Here is a 15,305-nt window from a genome sequence, read left to right on the forward strand (position 1 = left end):
CGGCCGTAACTATAACGGTCCTAAGGTAGCGAAATTCCTTGTCGGGTAAGTTCCGACCTGCACGAATGGCGTAATGATGGCCACGCTGTCTCCACCCGAGACTCAGTGAAATTGAAATCGCTGTGAAGATGCAGTGTACCCGCGGCTAGACGGAAAGACCCCGTGAACCTTTACTACAGCTTGGCACTGAACATTGAACCTACATGTGTAGGATAGGTGGGAGGCTTTGAAGCGCAGTCGCTAGATTGTGTGGAGCCATCCTTGAAATACCACCCTTGTAGTTTTGATGTTCTAACTTTGGCCCGTTATCCGGGTCGAGGACAGTGCCTGGTGGGTAGTTTGACTGGGGCGGTCTCCTCCCAAAGAGTAACGGAGGAGCACGAAGGTGGGCTAAACACGGTTGGACATCGTGTGGTTAGTGCAATGGCATAAGCCCGCTTAACTGCGAGAATGACAATTCGAGCAGGTGCGAAAGCAGGTCATAGTGATCCGGTGGTTCTGAATGGAAGGGCCATCGCTCAACGGATAAAAGGTACTCCGGGGATAACAGGCTGATACCGCCCAAGAGTTCATATCGACGGCGGTGTTTGGCACCTCGATGTCGGCTCATCACATCCTGGGGCTGAAGTCGGTCCCAAGGGTATGGCTGTTCGCCATTTAAAGTGGTACGCGAGCTGGGTTTAGAACGTCGTGAGACAGTTCGGTCCCTATCTGCCGTGGGCGTTGGAGAATTGAAAGGGGCTGCTCCTAGTACGAGAGGACCGGAGTGGACGAACCACTGGTGTTCGGGTTGTGATGCCAATCGCATTGCCCGGTAGCTAAGTTCGGGATCGATAACCGCTGAAAGCATCTAAGCGGGAAGCGAGCCTTGAGATGAGTTCTCCCTGGCGCTTAAAGCGTCCTGAAGGGTTGTTCGAGACTAGAACGTTGATAGGCAGGGTGTGTAAGCGCTGTGAGGCGTTGAGCTAACCTGTACTAATTGCCCGTGAGACTTAACCATACAACACCGAAGGGGTTTTAGGACTCTTAGAGACTTGATTGTGTACGAGAATCAGCTTTTCGAATTGAAGAAATTTGCTTGGCGACCATAGCGTTTTGGACCCACCTGAATCCATGCCGAACTCAGACGTGAAACGAAACAGCGCCGATGGTAGTGTGGGGTCTCCCCATGTGAGAGTAGGACATCGCCAGGCTTTAATTATCATCTTGAGATAGTGATATCTGAAGATGGACTCTAAATAGAGCGGTCAATTGTCAGACTTTATTTAGATAACAATTTGTGGAGAGATGGCTGAGTGGTTGAAAGCACCGGTCTTGAAAACCGGCGTACGTTAATAGCGTACCTAGGGTTCAAATCCCTATCTCTCCGCCACCTCTAAAAAGCTGTTGATCATCAACAGCTTTTTTTATGTCAAAAAATCACCTATCTATATCTGTTAAACTTGCCCTATTTTCCAATCCAATTTGAAAACTCGATGTTTTCATCCATCTATTCCATCCCTCTGGCGTATCAGAATATTCATACTAATTACATTAATTAACTGGTCAATATAGTCCAATCTCTAAATAAGTTTTGGGAAATCAGGTCGTCATATCAGCTCCTATTGAAGCTGATATGAGATCATAAAATTAGTGCGATTGGTATTATTTATCAATCATGTTGAATATATTTCTGACATTCCAGGTAAGAATGATCGGAAGCATTTTCTTGGTGGCGGAAGTATTACCAAAGATAAGTTGGTTGAACTTGCAGAACAAGCAACTGACAGTATCATTATTCAGACACCATATTTGATTACGACCAAAAGAGACAGGGCGTTTCTACATAAATTAGTTAACAAAGGGGGCAAAATAAAAATTCTCACCAATAGTCTGGCATCCAACGATAATTTAGAGGCTTTTAGCGGCTACCAAAGAAATAGAGACGCACTACTGGATATTGGTATCGAAATTTATGAATTCAGGCCTGATGTCAGAATTAGGCAGAGGGTAATGTCAGATCATATGTATAAACGGTTACCCTCTGTACCGATATTTGGCCTTCATACCAAAACAATGACGATTGATGATAATATCACGGTGATTGGCACTTATAACTTTGATCCCCCGCAGTGCTAATTTGAATACTGAAAGTATGACAATTATTTACTCTCCTGAGATTACGCAAGATGTGACATCTTCCATGTTAAAAGAAATGGAAGTTGAGAACGCATGGCAGGTTACCAGAGATTTTAATCCTGACGGTAAGGTTCGGTTATCTAAACGAATTGGAGTGAAGCTACGGAGAATTGTGCCGAAAATATACTGTAGTGCCTTGATACTAAAATCATCGGTTGGTTTCTTGTCGGAAGTACTGTGTTGCGTTAGCTCCGTTGATTATTCTTTATGGGTCTAATGCATAAAATATTAAATTGAATTCATATTAATAGTCACTCTCTGAAATAAAGTTCATTCAACCGAAAATATTCTCATTCGTTCAATATAAAAATAGGAATCTAATATTCACTGTGTGGAATATCTCGTCAATGTAGCACGATAAGTATAGTTGCAATTGGTTCTATCATTATTCATGTATTGTGCTTCATTCGTAGACCCGCTAAATAGTTCTATTTACGACTCTTTTGCGAAATAATTGACACTCTCTAGTGATTTTTGATTTTATTTGTGTGATAACTGAACGGATTAGAGTATGTGATGGACTTATTGGACAAGTCCAATGAATCTTGCAAAAACGCGACCAGACACTATTTTCAAATTAGGCATAGTATAATGGCCGAGACTTGGTGAGAGAGGGCTCATGAAGATTAGAACAAAGCTGATTGTAACGTTTGTGGTCGCAGTAACAGTGCCTGTTACTTTTTTAGCGATTTTCTCAATAAGAGAAGTGACTGATGCGGCTATCACGCAATTTCAAAAAGCAACGATGAAAGAAATTTCACAAGTTGATCGTGCATTTAATATTTTCTTTGATAACGCGAAAAAAAGTATTGATTACCTTGCATCGATTCCTGAGGTTACCGAGCATTTATCGAATGCCCCAAGCTTTGTTGATCAACAGAAAGTGGACAACTTTAAGGGATGGTCTTCTCTTGAAGGACAGTCAAAGCAACTCTTTGATATCTTCGAACGGTTTGGAAAAGCAAAACAAAATCTGGCTTATGTCTATACCGGGCGTGAAACAGGCAGTTATATTGAATGGCCGGGGAGTCACTTTTCTTCTCCTTTCGATCCCCGCGTTCGCCCATGGTATAAAGCAGCAATGGCCGCGAATGGCAAAGCAATCATGACCCATGCTTATTATTGGAAGGGCGATGATGCTACTTATATCGCGATTGCCAAAGCGGTAAAAGATAAAAGTAATAAAGTCCTCGGAGCCGTCAGCTTGGATATCTCGGTCAATGAGCTGACTGATATCGTCAAGAATATTACGATTGGTGAGAATGGTTATATTGTTTTACTGGAAGATAATGACACGATTCTGGTCGATCCATTCAAGCCGGAGAATAGTTTTAAATCGGTGAGTGATATTGATACGCCATTTTTTAAATTGATGAGTGAACACCCTAAAAATCTATTTGAAGTGAATCGCGGTGGCACTGATTTTCTTGGACAAATCGTTATTTCTAAGCTGGGTTGGCGTTTTGTTGCATTAGTTCCTAAATCCGAAGTGTATGCAGCAGCGGTGAAACAGACTTATGTGACGTTGGCGATTGTGATTCCTTTAGTGATTATTTTCATTCTGATCGCGTTCTATGTTTCAAAAGTCATAACCTCACAGATCAACAGTGTGACGAATGTGTTGCAACAGATCTCTCAAGGTCATGGTGACCTGACGACTAAGCTCGATACGACGGCAAAAGATGAGGTTGGAGAACTTTCGCGCGCCTTTAATGGATTTGTGGATAAGTTAGGGAGCCTGATTGGAGAAGTTGTCAGCCTCAGTGCTGATCTCAAGCATATGGCGGCTATTGCGACGGAGAAAGCACATCAGTGGCAGGCGGATTCAGGGGAACAGTTAGAGAAAGTCACATTGGTAACCGATGCTATCTCTGAGATGTCAAAGGCGACGGCCGAAATTGCATCTAGCTCCGAGCAGGCTGCGGGGATAGCAGAAAGTAGCTCAACGGCATGTACGGATGGAAAATTAGTCGTTGAAAATACCAGAGAGTCGATAGAGATGCTTGCCAGTGAAGTACATACGACGAGTGATATTATCAGTAAGCTCAATGACAATTCTCAGCATATTACCACGATTATTACCACCATTCAGGGAATCGCAGAACAGACCAACTTACTGGCGCTGAACGCGGCCATTGAAGCCGCCAGAGCCGGAGAGCATGGTCGGGGATTTGCTGTGGTTGCTGACGAAGTCCGTAATCTGTCACAGAAAACAACCAGTTCGACGGAAGAAATTCAGCAAATGATCCAAGAGTTGCAACAAACAACGCAACAAGCAGCAAATGTCATGAAAAATAGTAAGTCGATGACCGATAATGCTGTCGAGCAGGCTAATACTGCCAGCGAAAGTTTGATTATACTCGCCAGTTCGATTGATCAGATAAAAGGTGCTTCAATCCAGATTGCGACAGCAACTGAGGAACAGTCCTGTGTGTGTGAGGATATCACGCTCAATACACAGCAGATTAATGGTATTGCAAATCAACTGACAGAAGATGCACAAGATCAGATTGATAGTGCTGAAGCATTCCGTGCTGTCTCGGAGAAAATGTTCGATTTGGTTGGTAAATTTAAAGTGTGATCAATCTATTTGAATTGTTTTGACACAATATAAGAAATGCCTGAGTCGCTGTACTCAGGCATTTTTTTGAAATCAACAATGCTCTTAAGCTTTCTGTCAAAGATGGTGTTGACTGCATTAAGTCACAATACTTCTTTTCGCGGTGACCACCTGCCATAAGGCTTTTACCAGTGGTTGTTCTAACTGGGACTGACGGCAACAGACACCCAGTTGAAACGGTTGTATCCGTTGACTCTCTGGTAAGCGTTGCACCTTTTCCCGGGCCGGACTGTTATTGATGACGACATCCGGTGCAATGCCTATCCCATATCCGAGCGCAACCATACTTACAATCGCTTCATGCCCGGCACTTTGAGCATAGATGTTTGGCTTAATTCTCATTTCCTTAAACCAAGTATTGGCTCTTTCTCTTGCCGTCCCTGATTCAGGGATGATGAATGGAATCATTGACCAGTCAATCGGGTCGGCACAAAGTGCCTGCTCGAAGCTGCTGACGCCGACGGGGGCGATGACTGATAACGGTATCTCACAGATCGGTTCAAATACAATACGGTTAGGAAGTTGCTCCGGCAACGCTGAGATGGCTAGATCAGCTTCATTGTTCAGAACTTTGTCGATTGCCTGAGCGGGGTCGCCCGTTAATAGCTTAAATTCAATAAACGGGTGTTGAGAGCGAAAATCAGCGAGTAATTCGGGAAGATGGCTATAGCTGGCTGTAACCGAACAAAACAGACGAATTTCACCTTTCAGGGTTTGATTGTTCTCATGCAGCTGCGCTTGAAACTGCTGCCACTCACTGATAATTTTTATGGCAACCGGCAGGAGTTGAAGCCCTGTTGGCGTGACTTCTACCCGGCGATTATCCCGGATAAAGAGATGTTGGCCGATTTCATCCTCGAACTTTTGAATCTGGCGACTTAACGCGGACGGACTGATGTGCATTGCCGCTGCGGTTTTACTGAAATTTTTACTGTCACAGAGATGGACAAAAAGTTCTAATATTCTGATATTCATATCGTTGTCTAATGTGTTGCATTTTTTGCAATACTTGGTTGTGAATATATCACTTTCGGCAATAGAATGTCTGATTTAATATGGGACATTCGGTGCCTGCTACCAACATGATGAATCAATAACGAAGGAGCCCCTACATGGCTAACTATTTCAATACACTGAACTTACGTCAGCAACTGGATCAACTTGGCCGTTGCCGTTTTATGGACCGTGAAGAATTTGCCACTGAAGCAGATTACCTCAAAGGTAAGAAAGTTGTGATCGTTGGTTGTGGTGCACAAGGTTTAAACCAGGGCCTGAACATGCGTGATTCTGGTCTGGATGTTGCGTATGCATTGCGTCAGGCTGCTATCGATGAGCAACGTCAGTCCTATAAGAATGCAAAAGACAATGGTTTTGAAGTAGGTAGCTATGAGCAACTGATTCCTCAAGCCGATCTGGTGGTTAACCTGACCCCGGATAAACAGCATACCAATGTTGTTGAAACCATCATGCCTCTGATGAAAGAAGGCGCTGCTCTGGGCTATTCACATGGCTTCAACATTGTTGAAGAAGGGATGCAAATCCGTAAAGATTTGACCGTTGTGATGGTTGCACCGAAGTGTCCGGGAACTGAAGTTCGTGAAGAGTATAAGCGTGGTTTCGGTGTGCCGACACTGATTGCTGTTCACCCGGAAAATGATCCACAAGATGATGGTCTGGAAATCGCGAAAGCGTGGGCCGCTGCAACCGGTGGACACCGTGCGGGTTGTCTGGAGTCTTCTTTTGTTGCCGAAGTTAAATCAGACTTAATGGGTGAGCAAACTATTCTGTGCGGTATGTTGCAAGCTGGTTCTATCGTATGCTACGAAAAAATGATTGCTGAAGGTATCGATGGCGGTTATGCCGGAAAACTGCTGCAATATGGTTGGGAAACGATCACCGAAGCACTTAAGTTTGGTGGTATCACGCATATGATGGATCGTCTGTCGAACCCTGCGAAAATTAAAGCATTTGAACTGTCTGAAGAATTGAAAGACTTGCTACGTCCTCTATATAACAAACACATGGACGATATCATTGTTGGTGAATTTTCTAGCACAATGATGGCTGACTGGGCAAATGATGACGCAAACCTGTTGAACTGGCGTAAAGAAACGGGTGAAACGGCATTTGAGAATTACCCTGAATCAGATGTGACAATCACTGAACAAGAATATTTTGACCACGGTATCCTGATGATCGCGATGGTTCGTGCCGGTGTTGAGTTGGCATTTGAAGCGATGACTGCTTCCGGAATCATTGATGAGTCTGCTTATTACGAATCTCTGCATGAGCTACCACTGATTGCCAATACTATTGCTCGTAAGCGCCTGTATGAAATGAATGTTGTTATCTCTGATACAGCAGAATATGGAAACTACCTGTTTGCCAATGTTGCGACACCGCTGCTACGCGAAAAATTCATGCCTTCAGTGAGCACGGATGTGATTGGTAAAGGCTTAGGTGAAACATCTAATCAGGTTGATAATGGTTATCTGATCGATGTGAACAGCGTGATTCGCAATCATCCGGTCGAGTATATCGGTGAAGAGTTGCGTGGCTATATGAAAGACATGAAGCGTATTGCTGTTGGTGGTTAAGCGGATCGAGTCGTCACCTGCTGAGGTGACGGTGATTCTCGCTACATTGATGAGATAATAAAAAGGCCTGAATTGAATGATTCAGGCCTTTTGCTTTTGAGTGCCATGAAACGGTTTGTCATGAAAACCCGCAGGACATGACAAGTGGTTCTCCGTTCACAGAGGTTACTGATCCTGTTTGGACAACTTATCTTCCAACTCAGTGACTTTTGTTTCCAGCTGAGTCAGCTTTTCACGGGTACGAAGTAATACTTGTGTCTGAACATCAAATTCTTCACGACTGACTACATCCAGCTTATTCAATTGTCCCTGAATCACCTGACGAACTTTTTGTTCAACATCAGCACCAAGGTCTTTGACGGGTTGAGGCATGGCATCATGAATCTGTTTTGCGACTTGCTCTAGTTTTTTGGGATCAAACATATAGGGTAAAACTCCTCTTCTACTGCTGTTATTCTATGTAATTCAGGCAAGAAAGTCGTTATCAAAGTGGACAAAAAAGGCCACAACGTGTGGCCTTTTACTTATCTGGATATCAAACACACCCGGTGAAGTACCTATGAAGCCGTATGGGTTGGTGTTTCATCGGTTGATTGCTTTTCTTCATCGTTTTCCACAAAAACCGGCAGTGGTTTATGTTTCTCTGCCAAGTAACTGTAGATAACCGGGAGAACAAACAGTGTAAACAATGTTCCGATTGCAAGCCCGGCAACAATTACAATACCAATACTGAAACGTTGTTTGGCGCCAGCACCAGTTGCAGACATTAACGGAATCAGGCCGGCAATCATTGCGGCTGTTGTCATCAGGATTGGGCGCAGACGAATCTTAGCAGCCTCCATAACCGCTTCAATCCGGTCTTTATTAAATTTCAACTGTACCTCTTTGGCAACCTCACAAATCAAAATACCATGCTTGGTTATCAAGCCAATCAAGGTAATTAACCCGACCTGAGAATAGATATTGAGAGATGTGAAACCAAAGAATCCACCCCATGCCAACGCGACCAAAGCCCCACAGATTGCAAGTGGTACAGAGACCATGATGACGATTGGATCTCGGATAGATTCAAACTGAATTGCCAGAACCAAGAAGATAATTGCCAAAGCGAGAGCAAAGGTTGTATAGAGTGCGCTCCCTTCGGTAATGAACTGACGAGATTCACCCATGTAGTCGCGGGTGTATCCGATCGGTAGTGTCTTATCGACCTCATGATTCAACCATTCGAGAGCACTTCCCATCGTGACTCCGGGGGTTGGGACTGCACTGATCGTGGCTGAGTTTAGCTGGTTAAAGTGAGGCAATGCCCGAGGTTCTGAAACCACATCAATCTTAATCAGACTGCGTAAGGGAATTGCATCGCCATTGGCGGCCAGTACATAGTAATTGTTCATCGATTCTGGATTGAGTCGGTATTTACGCTCGACTTGCGGAATCACTTCATACGAGCGTCCATAGAGGTCAACGCGATTGACATAGCCGTCAGCCATCAGCGTTGCCAGTGTCATACCAATATCCTGCATCGTTACGCCATAAGCACCTGCTTTGTCTTTATCAATGCTGATCTTCATGGTTGCAGAATCGAAGTTTAGATCCAGTGTTGAGTAGACAAACAAGGGACTATGTTGAACTTTGCCCAGAATGTCTGAAGCCAAAGTAAATAGGTTTTCAAAGCTATTGGGGGTTTTCAGCACCAACTGAATCGGTAGACCTGAACCTGCACCCGGGAGTTCTGGCATCTCGAAGGCTGACACGGACATACTCGGTACTTCTTTCAGCAGCCCTTGGAGTCGTTTCTGTATCTCAGCCTGACTTGCTTCACGTTGACTCCAAGGCACCATGACGGAGAAACCGAGCGACTGATTTGATGTAGGTACACCAGTGAATTCCAAATTTAAGTCAACTTCGGGTTGAGCCATCAGAATGTCATTGACGTGCTCCATGGTTTTTTGCATGTAATCGAGGTTGGCATTTGACTGACCATTGGCAATAAACATCACCACCCCTTTATCTTCAGCCGGCGCCAGCTCGGTCGGAATAAATTTAAAGAGAACCGGGAGGCTGGCAAGAATGATTAATGCAAAAGCAATCACAACGGTACGGTGGAGCATGACCGCAGACAGCATCTTCTCGTAGCGGTTAGTGATTCGATCCAATACAGAGTGAACCTTACTTTCAAATCCGCTAGGAGAACTGTGTGCGACAAGCATCTTTGAACACATCATCGGTGAGAGTGTCAGGGCGATAATCCCGGAAACGATCACCGATCCTGCCAGAGATAAGGCAAACTCTTTAAATAGTGAGCCCGTTATCCCTTGTGTCAGTGCAATCGGTGCATATACCGCTGCCAATGTCAGTGTCATTGCTATAACCGGCAGTGCAATTTCTCGGGTTCCGATGATAGCAGCCCTAAATGGTGTTTCACCCAGCTTGATGTGACGGTCAACGTTTTCAAGAACAACGATTGCGTCATCAACCACCAAACCGATGGCAAGCACCATTGCAAGCAGTGTCATTAAGTTCCAGGAAAACCCGAAAACCTGCATTACCAGAGAAACTCCGATCAGAGACAGTGGAATCGTGATAATCGGAATCATGACCGCGCGGAAAGAACCAAGGAATAGGGTAATCACCACCAATACGATTAAAACGGCTTCTCCGATGGTTTTGATCACCTCGTCAATCGACTCGTTGATGGCTTCGGTCGAGTCATAGAGCATCGTCATCTTGATATTGCTCGGCATATTCTTGTCGATGCGCGGCATGATAGCTCTGACATCTCGTGCAATATCGATCGGGTTAGCACTGGGTGCAGCATTGATCGCGGCAACAATGGCTTCTTTTCCGTTGGCGGTTGCCCGATAGGTATCATGACTCTTTGCCAGCGAGACTTTAGCAATGTCTCCCAAACGAATGATTTGCCCCTCATCCGACTTGATGACCAACCGTTTTAACTCTGTTGTCGTGGAAACCTGTGTATCAGCATCCCCATTATAGAGAACAAACTCTCCTGTCGATTGCCCTGTCGCCGATTGATAGTTATTGGCACTCAGAACACTCATGACTTGCGAAGCAGATAGTTTCAGCGCGGCCATTTTATTCGGGTCTAACCAGATACGCAGGCCATATTTGATCCCGCCATAGAGATCAACCTTCGACACACCACTGACCGAGAATAACTGTGGGTTGACCACGCGCTCGAGATAGTCGTTGATTTGGCTGGCATTAAGTTCATCACTGGAGAAGCCAATATAGACTACCGCAGTCGTTGAGCCGGTTGACATCGTTACACTCGGGTCTTCCGCTTCTTTTGGTAATTGTGAGCGTACCGAATTGGTTTTTGCCAAGATATCTGCCAATGCCGCATTCGGGTCGGTATTGAGCTTCATTTTGACCGTAATTGTTGAACCACCCATTGAGGATGAAGAGGTCATGTAGTCGATATTATCGGCTTGAGCAATCGCTTGCTCTAAGGGTTGAGTGATGAATCCCTGAATCAAATCCGAGCTGGCACCATAGTAGCCAGTCGTCACAGTGATCACGGTGTTCGTCATCTCTGGATACTCTCGGATTTGCAGTTTGAATACGGCTTGTAATCCAAGCAAGGCAATCAAGAGGCTCAGTGATATGGCGAGAACCGGACGTTTGATGAAAATATCAGTAAAGCGCATGCAACCTCCGGTTAAAGCATGGGAACTTCAGATGATGGTGTCAGCGTATCACTTTCCACCACATGAACTTTTGCCCCATTACTTAAGCGGACTTGACCGGAAGTCACAATCGTATCTCCGTCTTTCACACCACTTAATATGTGAGCTACATCTTTTTTGCGCTCCCCGACCTCAATGACATGTTGCTTGACACGCTTTTCACCATCTTTTTCGGTCACAATGTAAACACTGTCACCATAAAGCGTATAGGCAATTGCCACCTGAGGAATAATCACCTGATCTTTTTGGACCGGTAGGAGGATATTTGCTTTGGCGAACATCCCGCTGCGTAGCTTGCCATCGCTATTTGGAATATTGGCTTCCACCTGAACCAAGCCACTCTGTGCACTGACTGCGGGCTCGATGGCTTTTATCGTCCCTTTGAACGAGTCATCCGGATAAGCATCGACAACGATGTTGACTGTCTGGCCGACCGAAATTTTAGACAGGTCGGTCTGCGGTATTGTGAAGTGTAGACGCATCACGGAAGTATCTTCCAGACGGACGATACTGGAGCCGATATTCATATATTGACCGACATAGATATTGCGGATACCCACCGAACCGGAAAAAGGTGCTGTGATTTCACGTCTGGCGATAGTCGCTTTCAAACTTTCGATATCGGCAGACAAAGAGAAATAAGCCGCTTCAGCTTCATCGAAAGATTCTTTAGACAAAGACCCTTTTGCATACAAGCCTTTGTAGCGTTCATATTTTGCTTTTGCCGCAGGCAAACGAGCTTGCGCACTTTTTAAGTTCGCTTTTTCAACAGCCGAATCGAGCGCCATCAGCATCTGTCCTTTTTCGACGGAAGCGCCTGACTCGAATGCGATATCTTTAATGACACCACTGGTTTCGGAGGTGAGTGTTACACCCTGCTTCGGTTCGATAAAACCGATCGCTTCAATAATCGGTGTCCAATCTTGTGTTTTAATCTGAGAAACTGTAATCGGAAATGAGGGTTCGGGCATGTTCGCAAAATAGTCATTCATCGCTTTTTGCTTGAACAAATTGACTCCGATTACACTACCTAACAGCACAACAACAATCAGTAGCATCGAGAGTGTCCATAGTAATGTCCGCTTTTTCATTCGATGTTAAACTCCAAGTTTAATGATGAACTAGCCTCAACGAGTTTGTTTCCTCAGCATGTGCAACAAGATGCTTCTGATAAAACTGAATCTACTATCAGAATAATTGGTTCGCTTGATTGCTAACGTTTTGGTATTGAAGCATGAATTAGGTTGCCATTATAGCTTACAGAGTAGCCATATATGCAACACACTTGTGCAGTAAATTATGTAAAAACTCGCATATTTACACGAGTGGTAAATTTATCAGTCGGGCATTATCATGAGGACGTGTGAATATTCTCGTAAACCAGCCATCAAGTTCAGAGCAGATGAGATAACGGATGAAGTTAAATCCAAGACAAGATGAAGCCGTCAAATATATATCGGGTCCCTGTTTGGTGCTTGCCGGTGCCGGATCAGGTAAGACCAGAGTAATAACCAATAAAATTGCCTATTTAGTTCAACAGTGTGGCTATAAAGCTCGCAATATTGCTGCGGTGACGTTTACCAATAAAGCTGCCAGAGAAATGAAAGAGCGGGTCGCGCAAACGTTAGGGAAAAAAGAATCCCGTGGCCTGATGATTTCGACCTTCCATACACTTGGTTTGAATATCATTCGCCGAGAATATAAAGCGCTCGGTCTTAAGGCCGGTTTTTCTTTATTTGATGATCAGGACCAATTGGCTCTCCTCAAGGCATTGACGGAAAAACAGATCGATGGGGATAAGGATCTATTGCGTCAGTTGCTCAGTACCATCTCCAATTGGAAGAATGATATGTTCTCTCCGGCTCAGGCCAAGGCGAGCGCCAGAGGCGAGCAGGAACAACTATTTGCTTTTTGTTATGAATGCTATCAGAACCAGATGAAAGCCTATAATGCACTGGATTTTGATGATTTGATTCTGATGCCGGTCGGGTTACTGAAAAACAATGAACAAGTCCGACAGCACTGGCAGTCGAGAATACGTTATCTGCTGGTGGATGAGTATCAGGATACCAATACCAGTCAGTATGAATTGGTTAAGTTGCTGGTGGGAGAGCGAGGTCGGTTTACGGTTGTGGGTGATGATGACCAATCGATTTATTCATGGCGGGGGGCCAAACCTCAGAATCTGGTGTTATTGGGAGAAGATTATCCGAATTTACGGCTCATTAAGCTGGAGCAGAATTATCGTTCAACCAATCGGATTTTGCACTCAGCCAATATTTTGATTGCGAATAATACCCACGTATATGAAAAAAGACTCTTTTCTGAACTGCCGGATGGCGAAACACTGAAAATCATCATGGCAAATAATGATGAGCATGAAGCAGAACGTATTACGGGTGAGATTATTGCTCACAAGTTTATCAATCATACGGGGTATCGTGACTATGCCATTCTGTATCGGGGGAATCATCAGTCCCGTTTGATTGAGAAAAGTTTGATGCAGAACCGCGTTCCTTACAAAATTTCAGGGGGAACGTCTTTCTTTGCACGAGCCGAGATCAAAGACATCATGGCGTACCTACGGGTGTTGGTGAATCCTGATGATGACAATGCTTTTCTGCGGATCGTCAATACGCCGCGCCGTGAGATTGGCCCTGTGACGCTGGAGAAGCTGGGCAGCTATGCCAACATGCGCGGTAAAAGTCTGTTTGAAGCCAGTTTTGAAATCGGTCTGGAACAGCACCTGACGGGAAAGGGGCTGGAAAATTTAAGGCGTTTTACGCAATGGTTGGTGCGGTTATCGGATCAGACAGAGAGAGGTGATACGGTGGCGGTCACGCGATCGCTGGTGCGCGATATTCATTATGAAGACTGGCTGTATGAAACCTCATCAAGCCCGAAAGCGGCGGAGATGCGAATGAAAAATGTGTCTGATCTCTATTCATGGGTCGTCGCGGATTTGGACGGCAACAACCCGGATCAGGAGAAGAAGTCGCTCAAAGAGGTTGTTCAGCGCCTGACTTTACGTGACATGATGGAACGGGGAGAAGAAAATGATGACAGTGATGCGGTACAACTGATGACCTTACACGCATCCAAAGGATTAGAATTTCCGTATGTCTATTTGATCGGGACTGAAGAAGGCATTTTGCCCCATCAAACCAGCATTGATGAAGATAATATCGAAGAAGAACGGCGGCTCATGTATGTCGGCATTACTCGGGCTCAGAAAGAGATGACATTCATCGTATGTAAAGAAAGACGTCAGTACGGTGAGTTGATTCGTCCGACACACAGTCGTTTTTTAGATGAATTACCTTATGATGACGTGACTTGGGAACAGAAGAAAAAAGAGCTTTCACCTCAGGAACGGATGGAAAAAGGACAAGCGCATATTGCTAATTTGAGAGCGATGTTTAAAAAGGATTCTTGACGAATTGAGTGGGAAAAGCAACGATAGAGCACGGCATGATGCGCTGCTTTTCTGGCAACGCTCAACTATCTGATTATCGAAGAGATGCCTTTTTTAATGATGACTGACGAAAAAGGCGTCAAACGAGAAAAAAAGTTGAAAAAAAGCTAGACGACAAAGAGTGATATCCGTATCATTCCCCTCCGCCGATAGGGCATGATGCGCCCGTAGCTCAGCTGGATAGAGCGTTGGCCTCCGGAGCCAAAGGTCGAAGGTTCGAATCCTTTCGGGCGCGCCATTTGCGGAGGAATGATCGGCAACAGACGTATGGTGGCTATAGCTCAGTTGGTAGAGCCCCGGATTGTGATTCCGGTTGTCGCGAGTTCGAGTCTCGTTAGCCACCCCATTTTCCTGAGAGCATTTCCCCATTTGGGTTGTTTTTCAGAGAGACAAACGGACTGTTTGCCTTGAGCATGTATCCTATGCTGTTGGCAGTGATAGATAATATCAAAGAATAAAATGTATCGGTGAATAGCGCAGTTTGGTAGCGCATCTGGTTTGGGACCAGAGGGTCGGGGGTTCGAATCCCTCTTCACCGACCACTTTTCAGTGGTGGCTATAGCTCAGTTGGTAGAGCCCCGGATTGTGATTCCGGTTGTCGCGAGTTCGAGTCTCGTTAGCCACCCCATTTCGGTGAATAGCGCAGTTTGGTAGCGCATCTGGTTTGGGACCAGAGGGTCGGGGGTTCGAATCCCTCTTCACCGACCACTTTCAAAGCCTCGGTT

Annotated in this window: 8 protein-coding genes, 6 tRNA genes and 2 rRNA genes (1 of these 16 cut by a window edge); 12 read left to right on the top strand and 4 right to left on the bottom strand. The window is 45.0% G+C overall.

What is annotated here, in order from left to right:
- From OCU60_RS00520 to OCU60_RS00540, 5 genes are all read left to right on the top strand, one after another.
- Positions 1 to 1,000 (top strand): 23S ribosomal RNA (locus tag OCU60_RS00520); it begins 1,891 nt to the left of the window's first position.
- A gap of 77 nt (positions 1,001 to 1,077) precedes the next feature.
- Positions 1,078 to 1,193 (top strand): 5S ribosomal RNA (gene rrf, locus OCU60_RS00525).
- An 88-nt stretch (positions 1,194 to 1,281) separates the two neighbouring features.
- Positions 1,282 to 1,372 (top strand) — tRNA-Ser (locus OCU60_RS00530).
- 260 nt (positions 1,373 to 1,632) lie between these two features.
- A complete protein-coding gene (locus OCU60_RS00535; RefSeq protein WP_235862157.1) occupies positions 1,633 to 2,118 on the top strand; it encodes a phospholipase D-like domain-containing protein in 486 nt (161 codons plus the stop codon).
- 679 nt (positions 2,119 to 2,797) lie between these two features.
- A complete protein-coding gene (locus tag OCU60_RS00540) occupies positions 2,798 to 4,759 on the top strand; it encodes a methyl-accepting chemotaxis protein (protein WP_074372360.1) in 1,962 nt (653 codons plus the stop codon).
- A gap of 117 nt (positions 4,760 to 4,876) precedes the next feature.
- Here OCU60_RS00540 and ilvY read toward each other — a convergent pair whose 3' ends face one another.
- Positions 4,877 to 5,773 carry an HTH-type transcriptional activator IlvY gene (ilvY, locus tag OCU60_RS00545; protein WP_074372359.1) on the bottom strand — a complete coding sequence of 299 codons (897 nt, stop codon included), beginning with the start codon at positions 5,771 to 5,773 and terminating at the stop codon, positions 4,877 to 4,879.
- Between the two features lie 137 nt (positions 5,774 to 5,910).
- On the opposite strand from ilvY, the gene ilvC reads away from it, so the two are divergent.
- Positions 5,911 to 7,395, top strand: coding sequence for a ketol-acid reductoisomerase (gene ilvC, locus OCU60_RS00550; protein ID WP_074372358.1), 1,485 nt, complete (start codon positions 5,911 to 5,913; stop codon positions 7,393 to 7,395).
- A gap of 165 nt (positions 7,396 to 7,560) precedes the next feature.
- On the opposite strand, the gene ubiK is transcribed toward ilvC, so the two are convergent.
- The 3 genes from ubiK to OCU60_RS00565 all read right to left on the bottom strand — a co-directional run bounded on the left by ubiK (position 7,561) and on the right by OCU60_RS00565 (position 12,196).
- A complete protein-coding gene (gene ubiK, locus OCU60_RS00555) occupies positions 7,561 to 7,818 on the bottom strand; it encodes a ubiquinone biosynthesis accessory factor UbiK (protein WP_074372357.1) in 258 nt (85 codons plus the stop codon).
- 134 nt (positions 7,819 to 7,952) lie between these two features.
- Positions 7,953 to 11,066: a multidrug efflux RND transporter permease subunit gene (locus tag OCU60_RS00560; protein ID WP_074372356.1), complete on the bottom strand. Its 3,114-nt coding sequence runs from the start codon at positions 11,064 to 11,066 to the stop codon at positions 7,953 to 7,955.
- 11 nt (positions 11,067 to 11,077) lie between these two features.
- Complete coding sequence (locus OCU60_RS00565; protein ID WP_074372355.1) at positions 11,078 to 12,196, bottom strand: efflux RND transporter periplasmic adaptor subunit; 1,119 nt, start codon at positions 12,194 to 12,196, stop codon at positions 11,078 to 11,080.
- A gap of 323 nt (positions 12,197 to 12,519) precedes the next feature.
- On the opposite strand from OCU60_RS00565, the gene rep reads away from it, so the two are divergent.
- The 6 genes from rep (at position 12,520) to OCU60_RS00595 (ending at position 15,288) form a co-directional block, all read left to right on the top strand.
- Entirely contained in the window at positions 12,520 to 14,541 is a 2,022-nt protein-coding gene (gene rep / locus OCU60_RS00570; protein WP_074372354.1) for a DNA helicase Rep, read from the top strand.
- A gap of 200 nt (positions 14,542 to 14,741) precedes the next feature.
- Positions 14,742 to 14,818 (top strand) — tRNA-Arg (locus OCU60_RS00575).
- Positions 14,819 to 14,850: 32 nt separating this feature from the next.
- Positions 14,851 to 14,926 (top strand) — tRNA-His (locus tag OCU60_RS00580).
- 119 nt (positions 14,927 to 15,045) lie between these two features.
- Positions 15,046 to 15,122, top strand: a tRNA-Pro gene (locus tag OCU60_RS00585).
- 10 nt (positions 15,123 to 15,132) lie between these two features.
- Positions 15,133 to 15,208, top strand: a tRNA-His gene (locus OCU60_RS00590).
- 3 nt (positions 15,209 to 15,211) lie between these two features.
- A tRNA-Pro gene (locus tag OCU60_RS00595) sits at positions 15,212 to 15,288 on the top strand.
- The last annotated feature ends 17 nt before the right edge of the window (positions 15,289 to 15,305 follow it).

It is taken from the genome of Vibrio spartinae, from assembly GCF_024347135.1.
Lineage (GTDB): Bacteria > Pseudomonadota > Gammaproteobacteria > Enterobacterales > Vibrionaceae > Vibrio > Vibrio spartinae.